This is a genomic window from Bacillus sp. EKM420B (genome assembly GCF_011065565.1).
Lineage (GTDB): Bacteria > Bacillota > Bacilli > Bacillales > Bacillaceae > Bacillus > Bacillus velezensis.
Map to the genome: position 1 here is coordinate 63,742 of NZ_JAAMNX010000003.1, position 16,721 is coordinate 80,462.

Consider the following 16,721-nt stretch of genomic DNA (forward strand, 5'->3'; position numbering starts at 1 on the left):
GGAACAAAAAACAAGGCAAATAGAGGAACAAAAAACAAGGCAAAGACGCTGCTTTGCCTTGCAGCATGTCAGGCCGAAAAGGGCCTTATGTAATTGTTCGCTTAAGATGTAATTTTCACTTTTTTTCGTGTTGTCTCCCACTTGCCTCGGCTAGGACTATGAACAAGATCATTGTATGCTAACACATTTAAGTCTCGCTGAATAGTTCTAGGTGTAATGCCGAATTCATCAACCAGTTCCTGTGTTGTCACAAGGCCTTTTTCCTGGATGAACATGTAAACTGATTTAATCCGAGTCAGCATACGATTTGTTGAAGGTTTCAAAAAACCACTCCCTATCATAAGATCGGATGGACTTGATATACCACAACTTTCGACTCTAAAACTTCGTACGAATAAGCAACAAAGGATGACATTCTGTTTTTTCTCTTTTAACTGCCTCCATTATACACGATATGGACGACATGAATCTAGGAATAAGCGCAGGTAATTTTTTCAAATGGGTACAGCCTTGGTGCATTACTATGTCCGGCCCGCTTTTATTATTATGGAAACTGAAACTTTTTTTATACATGTCCGTATGAAAACGGGGGAGTGAGAAGTTTGGGAGAATTATTGAATGCAAACATTGTCTGCGCCGGTTATGCTGACAGGCCGAAGGTGATTTCGAATGTATCTCTGTCAGTCAACGCTGGTGAAATTTCCGGTTTAATCGGAGCGAACGGCGCGGGGAAAAGTACAGTGATAAAGGCGGTTCTCGGGCTGTCCCGGGATATAGAAGGCGGTATTGAGTGGAATGATTCATCTTATGCTTACATACCGGAGCGTCCGAGTTTTTACGATGAACTGACGCTTTGGGAGCACCTCGAGCTGACCGGGTCATTGCGGGGTATAGAAGGGGAAGAGTGCCGTGAGCGGGCAGGGCGGCTGCTTGAAGAGTTTTCGCTGACGTCTGTAAAACATGATTTGCCTTCCGGTTTTTCAAAAGGGATGCAGCAAAAGCTGATGCTCATACAGGCATTTTTGGCGAAGCCGGATATTTACATCATTGATGAGCCTTTTATCGGACTTGATCCGATCTCAACAAAGCTGTTTACCGACATGCTGATTGCTGAGAAAGAAAGGGGCGCGGGGATTTTGATGTGCACGCATGTTCTGGATACGGCGGAAAAAATCTGCGACCGATTTTATTTGCTGGATCAGGGCGCTCTGCTTCTTCAAGGCACGTTAGAGGAGCTTCAGGAAAAAACGGGGAGCCGTTCACTGCTGGATTGCTTTTATTCAGCGGTTCGGAGCAGTCAGCGATGACCGGGCGGGCTTTGTTTTTTCAAAGGCTGTTTCATTATTGGCGGTATCAATGGAAGGTGTTTCAGACGGTCATTGATTGGACGGTCGCGCTGTATATCGTTCTTCCCGCTGCCGCATTTGCTGTTTATCAATATGCTGAATGGCTGAACGGCAGGGGGCTTCTTAGTGGAGCTGCAGGAGTATTGGGATGGGGCTGGCTGTATGTATTCAGTGCCCTGCTGTTGTGCACGGGTTTTATTCATACCTTTTTGCTGGAAGCGGATCACGTGTTTTTGGTGCATGCAAAACATCTGATGCAAAAGCTGAAACGGTACGCGCTTTTGTATTCGATGTTCCTTTCCCTTATCAAATGGGGTGCGCTTGCCGTATTATTATTTCCCTTATGGCGCCAGTACGGTGACTGTACCTTACCGGCATATTCAGGTATGTTTTGCTGTCTGTTCGGCTTCCATACCGCGATATTAGCGGTGCACCGGCACAGAAAAAACAGCAGGCGGACATTCGGGAATCAGGCGGCGGGCTGGCTGAAAGTGATGGTTCTGACGGCGGGTGCATTTTTTATGATCACCTTTGCCGCCGAATGGTATTGGCTTTGGCCGGCGGGATGTATATTGTTCATCTGTTCCGCTTTTTTGACTTGGAAAGGGACGGAGACATTATCAGCCTTTGAGGAAGAAGTGCTTGAGGAGAACAGGCGGAAGCTTTCACTCGCCGCCTCAGTTTTGATGCTCAGCCATGATGTGCAGCTCCCGAATGGTAAAAATAAAGGGCGGAACAAGCCGTTTTTATATCCCGGCTCAAAGCACATCTTTACAAAACGGTCGGCGTATACGGCGTGGAAAGAATTGTTTTTTAAAGTGCTGATCCGAAACGGCGGGTATCTCCGGCAGCTTTACCTTTTAACCGCGGCTTTTACGGCTCTTATTCTCGTTCTTCCGCTCTTAGTGAAGCCGGCAGTCCTTATTTTATTTGCGATCGTCAGCCGCTATGCCGCGTCACTTTTATTTGACCGGATCACGGATAAACCGGTTTTAAGCGGTATCAAGAGAGACAGCGATGACTATTTCCGGGCGCGAAACAGCGCATTAACCGTCATCCAAATCATCTGTTCCGCCTGGTGTCTCATTGCCGCGATTCTTTCCGTTCTTTATATGTAAAAATCCCTTTCCGAAAAGGAAAGGGATTTTTCTTAATGTCCGTTCAAAATAAAAAGCTGAATAAAAAACAGCACGGCGAAGATGAGGACTAGAGGATGGATTTCGCGCCATTTTTTCTTAGCTGCTTTAACAAGCGGATATGAAATGAAGCCGAGTGCGATTCCGGTTGAAATACTGGACGTTAAAGGCATCGCCAAAATGACGAGAAAGGCCGGGAACGCTTCGTCAAGCTCATTCCAGCGGATATTCGACACAGCACCCATCATCAGGCTGCCGACAATAATCAGAGCCGGTGACGTAATCGCGGACACTTCCGATAAGACGCTGACAAGCGGGCTGAAAAACATGGAAACGGCAAACATAACGGCAATCGTCAGCGCCGTCAGACCCGTTCTTCCGCCGGCGGCCACACCTGCTGAAGATTCAACGAACGCGGTCGTCGGGCTGGTGCCGAAGATGCTTCCGACCGTCGTAGCGGTCGAATCAGCCAACAGCGCTCTTCTGGCATTCGGCAGCTGATTGTTTTTGATCAATCCCGCTTGTTCGGCGACACCGATCATGGTGCCGGTCGTGTCAAAAATCGTAACGAGAAGAAAAGAAAACACAACGGCGTACAGACCGTGATGCACGACATCCCCGAGGGCTCCGAACGGATTTGTGATCAAAAGCCCCTCCGGCAGGCGCGGGAATGAAACGAACCCTTTCGCAAAATGGATCTGTCCGGTCAAAAAGGCAATGACGGCGGTCAGCGCCATTCCGATGAACAGAGCCCCGTTTACATTCAGCACCATCAGCACGATACTGATGATAAGTCCGATAAGCGTTAAAATGACGGCGGGCGAATGAAGATCGCCGAGTGCGACCAGATTGGATTTATCAGCCGTGATGATTCCGGATTGGCGTAAGCCGATAAAAGCGATAAATAAGCCGATGCCGGTCGTAATTCCGTATTTTAAATTGTCCGGAATCGCTTCTATAAGTTGTTTTCTTAAAGGCGTTAACGATAAAATAATAAAGATGACTCCCGCGATAAAAACGGCGCTGAAAGCCGTCTGATACGTAATGCCGCTGCCTGTGCCGACAACGTGAAAGGCGAGATACGCGTTTAAGCCCATGCCGGGGGCAATGGCGATCGGAAAATTCGCAGCGAGAGCCATCCATAAAGTTCCGACAATGGAAGCGATAATCGTCGCGGTGAACACCTGGTCAAACGGAATTCCCGCATTGGAAAGGATCACCGGATTGACGACAATGATATACACCATTGTGAAAAAGGTGGTCAAACCCGCGGTAATTTCTCTTTTTATTGTCGTTTGATGCTTGTCGAGATGAAACATAAGTACCTCCAATGACGAACATTTTTTCAAAACATCATCTATATTATTCGTTTTATCGACATTTTGCAAGTCTTTATCAAGAAAGGGGATTTGTGATGAACTGGGAAGTTGAAGTCATCAGAAACAAAGAAGATCTGATCCGTGACACGCAGAAGTTTTTGCAGATCAACAGCGTAATGGACGAATCAACAGCCGGTCCCGGCCGGCCGTTTGGAGAAGGCGTCAATGCCAGCCTGACGTCACTGCTGGAATTCGGTAAAAAAGAAGGCTTCACCGTAAAGAATCTTGACGGCTATGCGGGCCATATTGAATGGGGAACGGGTGACGAAATCGTCGGCGTTTTGTGCCACGTCGATGTCGTTCCGCCCGGAGACGGCTGGACGAGCGATCCGTTTTCAGCCGATATCAGGGACGGCCGGATATATGCCAGAGGCGCCATTGATGATAAAGGGCCGACAATGGCGGCGTTTTATGCGCTGAAAATCGTCAAAGACATGCAGCTCTCTTTATCCAAACGCGTGAGAATCATCATCGGAACGGATGAAGAAAGTGATTGGAGATGCGTGGATCACTACTTCAAACACGAAAAAATGCCTGACATCGGCTTTGCTCCTGACGCAGATTTTCCGATCATTAACGCGGAAAAAGGAATTATAGATGCGTCACTGCGCATTGTAAAAAGCGCTTCTGACAAAGACGCAAAAAACGTGCTTCTGTCATTCCGTTCAGGACTGCGTTTGAACATGGTGCCGGATGCGGCTGAAGCGGTTATTGAAGGGAACGGTCTTGATGCCGTGCACGCGTATTTCAGCAAATGGCTTGAGCAGTCAAAAACACAAGGTGAAGCAGTTTCGGAAAATGGAAAACTGACGCTTCGGGTGTACGGAAAATCATGCCACGCGATGGAACCGGATAATGGTGTCAATGCCGGCTTAAAGCTTGCTGAATGCCTTAACGGAACAGAGCTGGATGGAGCCGGAAAGCGCTTTGTCAAAACCGTCAGTGACTATTTTTCAAATGATACACGAGGCAAAAAGCTGAAAATTGATTGCAGGGATGACATCAGCGGAGAGCTTACATTGAATGTCGGCACCTTTACATACAGAAAGGGTGAGGAAGGAGAACTCGGCATCAACATCCGTTATCCCGTCACTTCAGACAGCAAAGTCATCCGTGATGCTTTTACGTCTGCTGAAGAATTCCGGCTTGAAGAATTTAAAGACAGCAAACCGCACCACGTTTCTGCCGATCATCCGCTCGTAAAGACGCTTCAAAAGGTTTACGAAGGACAAACGGGAAAGAAAGCGGATCTGATTTCAATCGGCGGAGGAACGTATGCGAGATCCCTTTCGGCGGGCGTCGCGTTCGGGCCGCTGTTCCCCGGCCGGCCTGACAGCGCGCATCAAAAGGATGAGTACATTGAAATCGATGACCTTCTCAGGTCAACGGCTTTATATGCCGAAGCCATTTATGAGCTTGCCAAGTGATAATAAAAAGGGACGCCGAAAGCGGCATCCCTTTTTATCATTCAAATGACCATAAATCCGTTGATAAATAACGTTCTCCCGTATCGGCCGTCATACAGATGACGATCTGTTCGGAAGGGAGGCGTTTGGCGGTTTCAATGGCGGCGAAGCAGGCGGCGCCTGAAGACGGGCCGACGAGTATGCCTTCTTCCCGGGCCAGACGCCGTGTTGTCGTATACGCATCTTCATCAGATATTTTCATGATTTCATCGTAAACGTCCTGATTCAGTATGCCGGGAATAAATCCGGGGCTTGTCCCGACAAGCTTATGAGCGCCGGGTTTTCCGCCAGACAGGACGGGGGATCCCGCAGGCTCGGCGACATGAACAAGCATATCCGGAAAAAGCTCTTTAAGCGTTTCTCCGGTTCCGGTAATGGTTCCGCCCGTTCCCGCCGTTGCCACAAAAGCACCGAGCGGTCTGTTGAGCTGCTGAACGGCCTGATAGATTTCAATGGCGGTCGTTTTTCGGTGGGCATCTGGATTTGCGCCGTTATCGAATTGCATCGGGATAAAACTTCCCGGAATCTGTTCGGCGAGTTCTTTCGCTTTTTTGATGCTGCCGGGCATTCTTTCCGCCCCCGATGTTAACACAACCTCCGCGCCGTACGCTTTCAGGAGGTTGATGCGTTCTTTCGTCATCGTGTCAGGCATGACGAGAATTGCCTTGTAGCCGCGCGCCGCCGCGTTCATCGCCAGGCCGATGCCTGTGTTGCCGCTTGTCGGTTCGATGATGACAGAGCCGGGTTTTAAATGCCCGCTGTTTTCCCCTTCAATGATCATATTGTAAGCCGCTCTGTCTTTGACACTGCCGCTCGGGTTAAACGATTCTAATTTTAAATAGACCTGTGCTGCATGTTCTGGCTGAAGGCGATTGAGCTTTACGATCGGTGTGCCGCCGATCAGCTCCGCCGTGCTGTTTGCGATTTTCAAGGCCGGCTCATTCCTTTCTGTATAAAACGTTCGGTACATAATATCCTATCATAATGAGCGGACAGGGTTCTCCTCTCCGCTTATCCGTTTTATAATAACACCATAACCAAAGAGGGGGAGATCCTCGTATGAAAGCTTCATTGCCGCATTATTTTATCGGCATTCCGATTCCGGCTGACATTGCTGAACCGATTTGGGAAGCAGCCAAAAAGGAGCCGGCGTTATCATTCAAAAAATGGGTGCACCCGCATGACTATCATATTACGCTCATTTTTCTCGGAGCCGCGGATGAAGAACGGCTTGCGAAATTATCGTCTCTGCTCGCAGATGCTGCGTCGGCAGCGCAGCCGTTTACCGTACAGTTTCAGCATCTGGATATTTTCGGCGACCGCAGACAGCCGAGAGTGCTTCACCTTGAGCCCGAACGGAATGAACTGCTCTTTGATTTGCGGGAAAAAACAAAACAGGCTGTTTTGAAAGCCGGTTTTCAAGTGGAAAAACGGCCGTATCACCCTCATATGACGATGGCGCGGAAGTGGGCGGGAGACCGGCCGTTTCCTGACGATGTGCCGTTTGAAAGCGGCAGGGTGCAAAGTGCCGTCAGCCGGTTTTCCCTGTTTCAGACCCATCTTGACCGGTCGCCTAAATACGAAGAAATCGCACAGTTTCAATTGACATAAACAAATATTCGGAGTGGAGAAATCACATGGCACAGATCATCAAAATTCACGACTGCATATCCAGATATGAACTTGATCCATACCATTATATGAACCAGTTTATCCGGCTGAAGAAAGAACGCTGGGAGGCGCTTCTTGAAGCGTTTGACCGGATAACGGAAGAAACGGAAACGGAAACGGCTGCCGGCGGGGAAACCGATCAAGCGCCGGCCAGGAAAAAATTTTCCTTAAAAAAGAGAAAAGAAGAAAATACGGCCGATATAAATGAAAAGAGGCACCAATGGTTTGATGAACCGGAGGGAGAAGAGGCGCTGTTCGGGAATCTTCCGTCTCAAAAGTCTGAGCTCGCGCCTTTTTTCAAAGATCAGCTGTATGACTTTCAATTAAAATGGGCGAGCTCCACGCTTTCTCAAAAGTCTGAGCTTTCGCAGGCGGTCAAAAGGGACAGGATGTTAAAAATGCTGGCTCAAAAGCTGCCCGATTCCTATTTTGTGATGTATCATCCGGTTCTGCAAATTCAGCAGGCGTCCGTCGAACTGAGCATTATCATCATCTCGCCGCTGGAGATTTTCTGCGCCGCTTTTATGGAAGCAGAAGAGGACAGCGTATATATCGGATCAAAACACCGTTTTTGGGAAGAAAGAGGCTCCGGCAGCACGCGCCAAGTATTGAATCCGTCTCTCAGCCTGCACCGGACGGGCTCGGTCGTTTCGCAAATCATAAAAGAAAAGCAGGCCGACATTCCCGTGCGGAAGCTTTTGCTCAGCAGAACGTCTTATATTGATTACCCGGAGCCGCCGTACGGGCTGGAAATAGCTGATAAACGGACTGCCGCAGGGTGGCTGGAAAAGCAGCAGAAAAATACGGCGCCGATCAAGCACCACCAGCTGAAGGCGGCGAAGGCTCTTTTGTCTTACGGGTTGAGCGATTCAAGCCGGAGACAGGAATGGCTTGATTAAAGCGGACGTTTGCCGGCTGTCTCTTCATCTATGAAGCAGGTGAAACAAACGATGAGTCAATGGTTTTTTATTATTAATCCGGTCTCAGGAGGCGGGCGGGGCCGGCGTGTCTGGAAATCAGTTCAAAAAGAGCTGACCAGGCGCGGGGTCAGCCACCGCTCTTTTTTGACCGGGCATCCCGGACATGCGGAGGTGCTGGCGAGACAGATTTCAATGATGCAGGATCATAAGCTTAAGCGGCTGTTCGTCATCGGCGGTGACGGGACGATGCATGAAGTCATTAACGGACTGAAAGGAACGGATCAGATTGAGCTGACCTTTGTGCCCGCCGGTTCGTACAATGACTTTTCCAAAGGGCTCGGTATTAAGAAGTCGGCGCTCCTCCAAGAAATCAAAAGTCTGCACCGCCCGCTCACACGGAAATTTTTTGCGGGAAACATCAACTTTTTTCATGACAAAGCGCAATCACTTTATTTTATTAACCACCTGTCTGTCGGTTTCGATGCCTCAGTTTTGAAGGCAGCCGCGAATTTTCCGTTATCGCGCGTTCTTCGGTTTTTGCGTCTCGGTTTTGTGATTTACCCGCTCGCGCATTTACATACGGCCTCGGGGTTTCAGCCGTTCAGATTTGTTTGCACGGCAGACGGCCAGAGGCGTGAATTCCGCAATGTCTGGTTTGTCATTGCGGCTAATCATCCTTATTACGGAGGCGGCATGAAAGCGGCGCCTTCAGCAAATCCCCGTCAAAACCATTTTGATATTGTCATTGCAGAAAACCTGTCCTTTTTCTCGCTGTATCGTTTTTTATGGGCGATGAGCTTCGGCCGGCATATCAAAATGGACGGAGTGACGATGATAAAGGGGAAGGAATTCGTTTTTGAAACAGATGGGAAAATTCCGTTTCACGCTGACGGCGAGCTGATCGGAACGACGCCGTTTCGGCTTATGCCGGGCGGCGCGCCGTTGAAAATAAAAACATAATAAACAAATGAAACCCGTCAAATGTTTCACGGCAAAGAGCGGTTCGCGGCATAAATCTTCAGAATTCACAGGTGTTCTTGCTAGTTTTGCTTGACGAAGTTTGTGCTGTAGCGCTAAAATTTATAGGACGGCTATTGATTAGCATATGAGACTCTCAATAGCTGTCTTTTTTATTCTCATGAAATTGTTTATGACAGGCCGCTCCGCCAATAGAGAAAGGCTGGAGGCCTATTCTAAAATATTTTAAGAAATGATGGGTTGAACATTGATATGAACTGGTTGGGACAATTACTAGGTAGCGATTGGGAGATCTTCCCCGCCGGAGGAGCTACAGGAGATGCATATTATGCGAAACATAACGGCCAACAGCTTTTTTTAAAACGTAATAGCTCGCCCTTTTTAGCCGTGTTATCCGCCGAAGGCATTGTTCCGAAGCTGGTTTGGACAAAACGGATGGAAAACGGAGACGTCATTACGGCTCAGCATTGGATGGCGGGCAGGGAGCTGAAGGCAAAGGATATGAGCGGACGCCCGGTGGCTGAGCTGCTCCGCAAAATCCACACATCAAAAGCTTTGCTCGACATGCTGAAAAGATTGGGAAAAGAACCGCTTGATCCGGGCGCCCTTTTGACGCAGCTGAAGCAGGCCGTCTTTGCCGTGCGGCAATTTTCGCCGCTTATTCAGGAAGGCCTTGCTTATTTGGAAGCTCATGTGGATCAGGTGCAATTCGGTGAAAAAGTCGTTTGCCATTGTGATGTGAATCATAATAACTGGCTTCTGTCAGAAGACAACCAGCTGTATTTAATAGATTGGGACGGCGCTATGATAGCCGATCCGGCCATGGATCTCGGCCCTTTATTGTATCATTACGTCGAAGAGCCAGCGTGGGACAGCTGGCTTGGGATGTACGGCATGAAGCTCACGGAAGGGCTTCGGCTGCGGATGGCGTGGTACATGTTATCGGAGACCATCACCTTCATCGCCTGGCACAAATCAAAAGGAAACGACAAAGCGTATCATGATGCCATGGAAGAGCTTCATGCCCTGATGAAGCGGATTGTCAAGTAGTCAGGAGTACGAATCCATCTGCTCCACCCATTGGGACAAATGGTTTTGGTGCTCCTGAATATGCGTGTCGATGGAATCGGCCGTGATGCCGGACTGGCTGTAGCGGTAGACGTCCTCGAGCACGTTTTTTATATTTGAATCAAGCCCGGTGTTGGCCATCAGTGATTTGATGACGCGCTCCAGCTGTTCATACTCGGCAACCGTGCCGCAGCAATCCAATTGATGGTCGGCCAATATGTCCTTTAATAACCGGACCTGATGTTCGCTTGTTAAGCCCATGATTCATATACACATCCTTTCTGTGTCATACATTGTGCAAAGCGGTGCGGTTTTATGCATCACATGAGTGTTCCGGACCGGGGGAGCCTCTTTTTTTATGCAGCCGGCGCCTTTAAAAGGCGCTTGCGGCTCTTTATGTTTCATGGTATGTTGTTACTCGAAATTATAGATAGAGGTGTCAATCATATGAGAATGCGCCATAAACCTTGGGCGAATGATTTTCTGGCAGAAAACGCTGACATCGCCATCAGTGATCCGGCCCAGTATAAAGGGCGGTGGAACACGGTCTTTGGCAATGACAACCCGATCCATATTGAAGTCGGTACGGGAAAAGGGCAGTTCATTTCAGGAATGGCCAAGCAGAATCCGGATATCAACTATATCGGGATCGAACTGTTTAAAAGCGTCATCGTCACTGCCGTCCAAAAAGTAAAGGACAGCGGGGCTCACAATGTCCGTTTGTTAAATATAGACGCGGAAACACTGAATGACGTATTTGAACGGGGCGAAATCAAGCGCGTATATTTAAACTTTTCTGACCCGTGGCCGAAAAACCGTCACGAAAAGCGCCGTTTAACATTTAAAACGTTCTTGAAAAAATACGAAGAAGTGATGGGCGAAACAGGTGAGATTCATTTTAAAACCGATAACCGCGGTTTATTCGAATACTCTCTGAAAAGCTTTTCCGAATACGGCCTGCTTCTGACGGAAGTCAGTCTTGATCTGCACAACAGCGATCCGAAGGGCAATATTATGACAGAATACGAAGAAAAATTCTCCGCGCTCGGCCAGCCGATTTACCGGGCCGAAGTTGAATGGAGAACAAAAGACAGACTCTGATGCGGGAGTCTGTTTTTTTATGCCGCCATTTGCTACCATTACATCAGGAGGGATCAAGATGGAGACATTGAATATTGGGAATATTTCATTAACATGGCTGGACGGCGGTGTAACGCATATGGACGGCGGAGCGATGTTCGGCGTTGTCCCGAAGCCTTTATGGTCGAGAAAATACCCCGTAAATGACAAAAACCAGATTGAATTAAGAACAGACCCGATTCTGATCAGAACAAACGGCCTGAATATATTGGTTGACGCGGGTATCGGCAGAGGGAAATTTTCTGATAAACAAAAAAGGAATTACGGTGTAACACAGGAATCCAATTTAAAACACTCTCTTCGTGAACTCGGGCTTTCCTGTGAGGACATTCATATTGCGGCGATGACCCATCTTCATTTTGACCATGCATGCGGCTTGACGGAATACAGCGGAGAGGAGCTTGTCTCTGTTTTCCCGAATGCCCGCATTATCACTTCTGCAACAGAGTGGCGCGAAATGAGAAACCCTAATATCAGATCGAAAAATACATATTGGAGAGAAAATTGGGAGGCGGTACAAGATCAGGTCGAAACCTTTGAGAACGAGTATCAGCTGACAGAAGGCATTACGATGCACCACACCGGCGGCCACAGCGACGGCCACAGCGTCATCGTCTTAGAAGACGGCGGGGAGACGGCTGTGCATTTTGCCGACCTGATGCCGACGAATGCGCATAAAAATCCGCTATGGGTGCTGGCATACGATGATTATCCGATGACCTCCATTCCAGAAAAGCAGAAATGGCAGACGTTCGCGGCAGAAAAAGACGCCTGGCTGATCTTCTATCACGATGCGATTTACAGAGCGGTAAAATGGGGAGAAGACGGCGAAGTGGCTGCATCTGTCAGACGGGAGAAAAAATAGGCGGATCGATGATTTACCTGTATGAATTTCGGGAATAAAAGCAAACCTAAGACAAATTGCTTTGAAAGGAAGAGACAGGTGAATCAATTTCAAGTGACGAAAGATGGAGAAATCAAAACAACTTTGCGCGGATTAGAAGTGCTTTCTACGCCTTTTTTAAATAAAGGGGTGGCCTTTACACAGGAGGAAAGAAAGGAACTCGGGCTCGAGGGATTTCTGCCGCCGAAAGTATTGACAATCGAAGAGCAGGCGAGGCGGGCCTACGAACAATTCAGTTCGCAGCCTGATGAGCTGAGCAAAAATGTCTACTTGACCGCTCTCCATGATCGGAATGAAACGTTATTTTACAGGCTGTTAAATGATCATTTAGGCGAAATGCTGCCGATCGTATATACGCCGACCGTCGGCACCGCGATCCAGCGTTACAGCCACGAGTACAGAAAACCCCGCGGTCTGTATTTGTCAATAGATGATCCTGAAGGAATGCGCGCCGCATTTCAGCAGTTCGGAAAAAATGAAAACATTGACTTAATCGTTGCCACAGATGCGGAGGGTATTCTGGGAATCGGTGACTGGGGCGTCGGCGGCATCGCCATTTCTGTCGGAAAACTCGCGGTGTATACGGCAGCCGCCGGAATTGATCCGTCACGAGTGCTTGCGGTCGTATTAGATGCCGGGACAAATCAGGAAAGCCTCTTAAATGACCCGCTGTACGTCGGAAACCAGCATTCAAGAGTGCGCGGCGAGAAATATGACCGCTTTATTGATGAGTATGTCTCGCTTGCCCGGGAAACATTCCCGAATGCGCTGCTTCATTGGGAGGATTTCGGTACGGCTAACGCCCGCGGCATATTAAAACGGTATAAAGATAAAGTCTGTACGTTTAACGATGACATTCAAGGAACGGGCGCGGTGTCACTTGCAGCTGTTTTAGCGTGTGCGAAAGCGTCAAAAGTGCCTTTAAAAGAGCATAAAGTCGTCGTCTTCGGCGCGGGAACGGCCGGTATCGGAATTGCTGAGCAGCTGCGCGAAGCTATGGTGCATGACGGATTAAGCGAAGAAGAATCATACAGCCGCTTTTGGTGTATCGATAGAAACGGATTGTTGACGGATGATATGAAGGACTTGCGTGATTTTCAGGTTCCGTACGCCCGCCCTGCTGATGAAGTGAAAGAGTACGGCCGCAGCGGTGAAGGCGGATCAATTGATCTGGCGGAGACGGTGCGTCAGGCCAAGCCGACGATCCTGATCGGCACATCCACCGTCTCAGGCGCATTTACGGAAGAAATCGTCAAAGAAATGGCCTCACATGTCAAACGGCCGGCTATTTTGCCGATGTCAAATCCGACGACATTATCAGAAGCAAAACCTGAAGATTTAATTAAATGGACGGAAGGCCGCGCGCTTGTCACAACGGGAAGTCCGTTTCCGCCTGTTGCGTATAACGGCGTTACCTACCATATCGGACAGGCGAACAACGCGCTCGTATTCCCGGGACTCGGGCTCGGCACGATTGTGACAAAAGCAAGGCTCATTACGGACAATATGTTCGTTGCCTGCGCGAATGCCATCGCCGGTATGGTGGACGTCGGCAAGCCGGGAGCGCCGATGCTTCCGAAAGTGGAGGACCTCAGGACGGTATCGGCAACAGTGGCGGTAGCCGTAGCTAAAGCTGCGATTCAGGACGGTGTAGCGGAAACGGAACCCGAGGATCTGATCCAAGCGGTGCAGGACGCGATGTGGAACCCTGTATATAAACGAATTCGGCCGATGTAACCGAATAAAGCCCAAAACGCTGATGGTTTTGGGCTTTATTTTTTGCTTGTCCGAATTATGAGGCGACAGAATCAATGACATCGACAATCTGGCCTGTTTTTGCATTGACCATAACTTCATATTGCTCCAGTTCGCCGAATGCCGAACGTGTCACGCCGGTTTTGTATACCTGGATGGTTTCTCCGTTTACCTGGTAGGGCTCGGGCTCTGTGTAAATCCATGATCCGTCTATCGGCCCGCGCTGTTTAAAAGCCGCTTTCACGATACGGAGCGCTTTTTCTGAAGAGATATAAGGTTTCATCGCATACTTTTTCACTGCGATGGCAGCGCATAATCCGACTCCTGCACCTAAGAGAAAATGACGTAATTTCAATATGAAGCACCTCCAATTATGTCGTAGTTTTTATTATACAGAAGATGCCAGACGGTGTTAAGTAAAGCGGCGGTTTTACAGCCCATTCAATCTGAGCGCTTGGAAAACAGTTGTTTTTCTAATAAAATAAAAGCATTACATAGAAATGAGGGGAAAATATGAATGAGGAAACGAAAACGCTTTTCCGGACGCTGACGCAGCTTCCCGGCGCACCGGGGAATGAACATCAGGTCCGCTCCTTTATGAAACGGGAGCTTGCGAAATATGCGGATGACATCGTGCAGGACAGACTCGGAAGTGTTTTCGGAGTAAGGCGCGGCGCTGAAGACGCGCCGACCGTTATGGTAGCCGGGCATATGGACGAAGTCGGGTTTATGGTGACACAGATTACGGATAACGGCATGCTGAGATTTCAGACGCTCGGCGGCTGGTGGAGCCAGGTGCTGCTTGCCCAGCGCGTCGAGGTGCAGACGGATAACGGACCGATTATCGGCGTCATCTCAAGCATCCCGCCCCACATTTTAACGGATGCCCAGCGCGCAAAGCCGATGGAGATCAAAAATATGATGATTGATATCGGTGCCGATGACAGAGAGGACGCGGTCAAAATGGGGATCAGACCGGGACAGCAGGTCGTGCCGGTCTGCCCGTTCACCCCGATGGCCAACGAGAAGAAAATATTGTCCAAAGCGTGGGATAACCGCTACGGCTGCGGGTTAAGCATTGAACTATTAAAAGAGCTGCACGGAAAAGACCTGCCGAACAATCTGTACGCCGGGGCCACCGTTCAGGAGGAAGTCGGCTTGAGAGGGGCGCAGACAGCGGCCAACATGATTCAGCCTGATCTCTTCTTCGCGCTTGATGCCAGCCCGGCAAATGATATGAGCGGCGATAAGGAGCTGTTCGGCCGTCTCGGCGAGGGGGTGCTGCTCCGCATTCTCGACAGAACGACGGTCATGCACCGCGGGATGAGAGAGTTCGTCCTTGATATGGCGGAAACGCACAATATCCCTTATCAATATTTCGCTTCAGGCGGAGGAACGGATGCCGGACGGGTCCACATATCAAACAGCGGGGTTCCGTCTGCCGTCATCGGCATTTGTTCAAGATACATTCATACAAATGCCGCTATCATCCATGTCGATGATTATGCAGCGGCGAAAGAAATGCTCATTAAGCTTGTCATGGCGAGTGACAAACAGACGGTCGAAACGATCAGAGAAAATGTATAAAAAAATAAGCAGTCAATAAGTCCCTTTGAATACTTATTGACTGCTGTTTTTACATTCTGTTTTAAGCCGCATGATCGAGACAGTTCATTAAAGCGTATTGAAAATAGAATTAGGTAACACATATTATTTTTCAATATTATTATCAAAATGGTTCCAATCCAAATAAACAACCACGAATCTTTATTGCAATGATAAACGTTTTTAAATCAAAAACATGCTGCAAGCATTGAGATGAGCAGCGATTTCACAAAAGTCGAGTCATTTGCATTTTTTATTTGTTCTGCAAGGAGGTATGATTATGACAAAAAAGACAAACATAAAATTTCCTCTTGAACTGATTCATACTGAAGTGGTGAGTTTAGGTAAGCAGGACCGCATAAAGGCGGCCTGCTTATTCTGTTTCAAATAAATAAGAGAGTGCTTTCATCGCTTGATTTACGGTTTCGACCGTAATATTCGCTTTTCCGGAAAGCTCTTTCAGCGGATGATGAAGTTCTTTCGGGCGGATGAGAATGAGCGGCTTTCCTTTTGCGATGGCATAAGAAGCATCCATCGCGGTATTCCACTGTTTATATTTCTCGCCAAACAGGGCGATCACAAAATCGGCTTTTTCCATCAGCACCTCTGTACGGAAATTGTTGATATCAGAAGCTCTGGCGTCTTTTAAAACAGAATCGGGCTGCACGCCCATAATCTCTTCTCCGATATTGTCTGAGCGTTCATGGTTTTCCATCGGACCGACAAACGTAATCGGCAGGTTCAACGCTTTTGCTTTTTGTTTGATTTCATCCCGCCAATCACTGTGGATTTCACCCGCTAAATACACGACAAACTGCATCTTTTGCCCCTCCTTATGTGCATATTCAGAATTTCGTACGGCTACAAGCAAAATGGTAAACGAAACTTGCTTGATAATGCAAATGAAATATGATAATGATATTGCATATAGTTGGTCTTGCCGTAAACAGTCTGGTATGATCCAATTGGACAAACATCAGCATATAAAAAACTCATAATCCAGATGGAGGAATGACAATGAAAAAGATTGAAAGCACGGAAGAATTGCAAAAAGCGGTACAAGACGATTGGGCGGTATTTATGTTTTCAGCGGATTGGTGCCCGGACTGCCGCTTTGTGGAGCCGTTTCTTCCTGAGCTGGAAGCGGACTTTCCTGAATTCACTTATTACTACGTAGACCGCGATCAATTTATTGATACATGCGCGGAATGGGAAATTTACGGCATTCCGAGCTTTGTTGTGTTTAACGGCGGAAAAGAAGTGAACCGCTTCGTCAGCAAAGACCGTAAAACAAAAGAAGAAATTGAGCAATTTTTAACCGATTCCCTTGCTAAAGCATAAAGGAGGCCACGG

Annotated in this window: 18 protein-coding genes; 12 read left to right on the forward strand and 6 right to left on the reverse strand. The window is 48.3% G+C overall.

All coding sequences use genetic code 11. The features are described 5' to 3' along the window. Positions 1-101: 101 nt before the first annotated feature. Positions 102-323: a DeoR family transcriptional regulator gene (locus G9F48_RS10370; RefSeq protein WP_003152337.1), complete on the reverse strand. Its 222-nt coding sequence runs from the start codon at positions 321-323 to the stop codon at positions 102-104. Positions 324-602: 279 nt separating this feature from the next. On the opposite strand from G9F48_RS10370, the gene G9F48_RS10375 reads away from it, so the two are divergent. Together G9F48_RS10375 and G9F48_RS10380 are read left to right on the forward strand one after the other, a co-directional pair. Continuing rightward, complete coding sequence (locus tag G9F48_RS10375; RefSeq protein WP_003152339.1) at positions 603-1,307, forward strand: ABC transporter ATP-binding protein; 705 nt, start codon at positions 603-605, stop codon at positions 1,305-1,307. Beyond that, positions 1,304-2,464 (forward strand): ABC transporter permease, encoded by a 1,161-nt coding sequence (locus tag G9F48_RS10380; RefSeq protein WP_060562754.1) that lies wholly within the window; start codon positions 1,304-1,306, stop codon positions 2,462-2,464. Before G9F48_RS10375 ends, G9F48_RS10380 begins: the two co-directional genes overlap by 4 nt. A gap of 32 nt (positions 2,465-2,496) precedes the next feature. Here the strand turns inward: G9F48_RS10380 and G9F48_RS10385 are convergent, their stop codons facing one another. Continuing rightward, positions 2,497-3,801 carry an NCS2 family permease gene (locus tag G9F48_RS10385; RefSeq protein WP_070082232.1) on the reverse strand — a complete coding sequence of 435 codons (1,305 nt, stop codon included), beginning with the start codon at positions 3,799-3,801 and terminating at the stop codon, positions 2,497-2,499. A 95-nt stretch (positions 3,802-3,896) separates the two neighbouring features. Between G9F48_RS10385 and pepV the strand changes: the two genes are divergently transcribed. Next, complete coding sequence (gene pepV / locus G9F48_RS10390; protein ID WP_165409458.1) at positions 3,897-5,288, forward strand: dipeptidase PepV; 1,392 nt, start codon at positions 3,897-3,899, stop codon at positions 5,286-5,288. A 37-nt stretch (positions 5,289-5,325) separates the two neighbouring features. Here the strand turns inward: pepV and cysK are convergent, their stop codons facing one another. Further along, complete coding sequence (gene cysK, locus G9F48_RS10395) at positions 5,326-6,297, reverse strand: cysteine synthase A (protein WP_165409459.1); 972 nt, start codon at positions 6,295-6,297, stop codon at positions 5,326-5,328. 89 nt (positions 6,298-6,386) lie between these two features. On the opposite strand from cysK, the gene thpR reads away from it, so the two are divergent. The 4 genes from thpR to G9F48_RS10415 all read left to right on the forward strand — a co-directional run bounded on the left by thpR (position 6,387) and on the right by G9F48_RS10415 (position 9,946). Further along, positions 6,387-6,938: an RNA 2',3'-cyclic phosphodiesterase gene (gene thpR, locus G9F48_RS10400; protein WP_012118221.1), complete on the forward strand. Its 552-nt coding sequence runs from the start codon at positions 6,387-6,389 to the stop codon at positions 6,936-6,938. Between the two features lie 26 nt (positions 6,939-6,964). Continuing rightward, on the forward strand, positions 6,965-7,897 hold the full coding sequence (locus tag G9F48_RS10405; protein ID WP_153986680.1) for a hypothetical protein: 933 nt from the start codon (positions 6,965-6,967) through the stop codon (positions 7,895-7,897). Between the two features lie 51 nt (positions 7,898-7,948). After that, positions 7,949-8,878, forward strand: a complete 930-nt coding sequence (locus tag G9F48_RS10410; protein ID WP_138092787.1) for a YegS/Rv2252/BmrU family lipid kinase — start codon at positions 7,949-7,951, stop codon at positions 8,876-8,878. Positions 8,879-9,148: 270 nt separating this feature from the next. After that, the gene (locus tag G9F48_RS10415) at positions 9,149-9,946 is read left to right on the forward strand and encodes a phosphotransferase family protein (protein WP_060562763.1); all 798 of its coding nucleotides are present in this window, start codon (positions 9,149-9,151) and stop codon (positions 9,944-9,946) included. Here G9F48_RS10415 and G9F48_RS10420 read toward each other — a convergent pair whose 3' ends face one another. After that, complete coding sequence (locus tag G9F48_RS10420; protein ID WP_003152357.1) at positions 9,947-10,225, reverse strand: YtzH-like family protein; 279 nt, start codon at positions 10,223-10,225, stop codon at positions 9,947-9,949. It abuts the gene before it with no gap. A gap of 186 nt (positions 10,226-10,411) precedes the next feature. Between G9F48_RS10420 and trmB the strand changes: the two genes are divergently transcribed. The 3 genes from trmB to G9F48_RS10435 all read left to right on the forward strand — a co-directional run bounded on the left by trmB (position 10,412) and on the right by G9F48_RS10435 (position 13,745). After that, the gene (trmB, locus tag G9F48_RS10425; protein ID WP_003152359.1) at positions 10,412-11,065 is read left to right on the forward strand and encodes a tRNA (guanosine(46)-N7)-methyltransferase TrmB; all 654 of its coding nucleotides are present in this window, start codon (positions 10,412-10,414) and stop codon (positions 11,063-11,065) included. A 58-nt stretch (positions 11,066-11,123) separates the two neighbouring features. Next, positions 11,124-11,969 (forward strand): YtnP family quorum-quenching lactonase, encoded by an 846-nt coding sequence (locus tag G9F48_RS10430; protein ID WP_039063468.1) that lies wholly within the window; start codon positions 11,124-11,126, stop codon positions 11,967-11,969. Between the two features lie 78 nt (positions 11,970-12,047). Continuing rightward, on the forward strand, positions 12,048-13,745 hold the full coding sequence (locus G9F48_RS10435) for an NAD-dependent malic enzyme (RefSeq protein WP_024085698.1): 1,698 nt from the start codon (positions 12,048-12,050) through the stop codon (positions 13,743-13,745). Between the two features lie 55 nt (positions 13,746-13,800). Here G9F48_RS10435 and G9F48_RS10440 read toward each other — a convergent pair whose 3' ends face one another. Then, on the reverse strand, positions 13,801-14,118 hold the full coding sequence (locus G9F48_RS10440) for a PepSY domain-containing protein (protein WP_003152366.1): 318 nt from the start codon (positions 14,116-14,118) through the stop codon (positions 13,801-13,803). 158 nt (positions 14,119-14,276) lie between these two features. On the opposite strand from G9F48_RS10440, the gene G9F48_RS10445 reads away from it, so the two are divergent. Then, positions 14,277-15,350 carry a M42 family metallopeptidase gene (locus G9F48_RS10445; protein WP_003152370.1) on the forward strand — a complete coding sequence of 358 codons (1,074 nt, stop codon included), beginning with the start codon at positions 14,277-14,279 and terminating at the stop codon, positions 15,348-15,350. Between the two features lie 391 nt (positions 15,351-15,741). Here G9F48_RS10445 and G9F48_RS10450 read toward each other — a convergent pair whose 3' ends face one another. Next, positions 15,742-16,188: a YtoQ family protein gene (locus G9F48_RS10450; protein ID WP_003152372.1), complete on the reverse strand. Its 447-nt coding sequence runs from the start codon at positions 16,186-16,188 to the stop codon at positions 15,742-15,744. Between the two features lie 197 nt (positions 16,189-16,385). On the opposite strand from G9F48_RS10450, the gene G9F48_RS10455 reads away from it, so the two are divergent. Beyond that, positions 16,386-16,709: a thioredoxin family protein gene (locus G9F48_RS10455; RefSeq protein ID WP_003152373.1), complete on the forward strand. Its 324-nt coding sequence runs from the start codon at positions 16,386-16,388 to the stop codon at positions 16,707-16,709. Positions 16,710-16,721: the final 12 nt, after the last annotated feature.

Bases quoted from the DNA above. Each gene is read 5' to 3' on its own strand.
- G9F48_RS10380 (WP_060562754.1), top strand. From the start codon at position 1,304: ATGACCGGGCGGGCTTTGTTTTTTCAAAGGCTGTTTCATTATTGGCGG.
- G9F48_RS10385 (WP_070082232.1), bottom strand. From the start codon at position 3,801: ATGTTTCATCTCGACAAGCATCAAACGACAATAAAAAGAGAAATTACC.
- pepV (WP_165409458.1), top strand. From the start codon at position 3,897: ATGAACTGGGAAGTTGAAGTCATCAGAAACAAAGAAGATCTGATCCGT.
- cysK (WP_165409459.1), bottom strand. From the start codon at position 6,297: ATGTACCGAACGTTTTATACAGAAAGGAATGAGCCGGCCTTGAAAATC.
- thpR (WP_012118221.1), top strand. From the start codon at position 6,387: ATGAAAGCTTCATTGCCGCATTATTTTATCGGCATTCCGATTCCGGCT.
- G9F48_RS10405 (WP_153986680.1), top strand. From the start codon at position 6,965: ATGGCACAGATCATCAAAATTCACGACTGCATATCCAGATATGAACTT.
- G9F48_RS10410 (WP_138092787.1), top strand. From the start codon at position 7,949: ATGAGTCAATGGTTTTTTATTATTAATCCGGTCTCAGGAGGCGGGCGG.
- G9F48_RS10415 (WP_060562763.1), top strand. From the start codon at position 9,149: ATGAACTGGTTGGGACAATTACTAGGTAGCGATTGGGAGATCTTCCCC.
- G9F48_RS10420 (WP_003152357.1), bottom strand. From the start codon at position 10,225: ATGGGCTTAACAAGCGAACATCAGGTCCGGTTATTAAAGGACATATTG.
- trmB (WP_003152359.1), top strand. From the start codon at position 10,412: ATGAGAATGCGCCATAAACCTTGGGCGAATGATTTTCTGGCAGAAAAC.
- G9F48_RS10430 (WP_039063468.1), top strand. From the start codon at position 11,124: ATGGAGACATTGAATATTGGGAATATTTCATTAACATGGCTGGACGGC.
- G9F48_RS10445 (WP_003152370.1), top strand. From the start codon at position 14,277: ATGAATGAGGAAACGAAAACGCTTTTCCGGACGCTGACGCAGCTTCCC.
- G9F48_RS10450 (WP_003152372.1), bottom strand. From the start codon at position 16,188: ATGCAGTTTGTCGTGTATTTAGCGGGTGAAATCCACAGTGATTGGCGG.
- G9F48_RS10455 (WP_003152373.1), top strand. From the start codon at position 16,386: ATGAAAAAGATTGAAAGCACGGAAGAATTGCAAAAAGCGGTACAAGAC.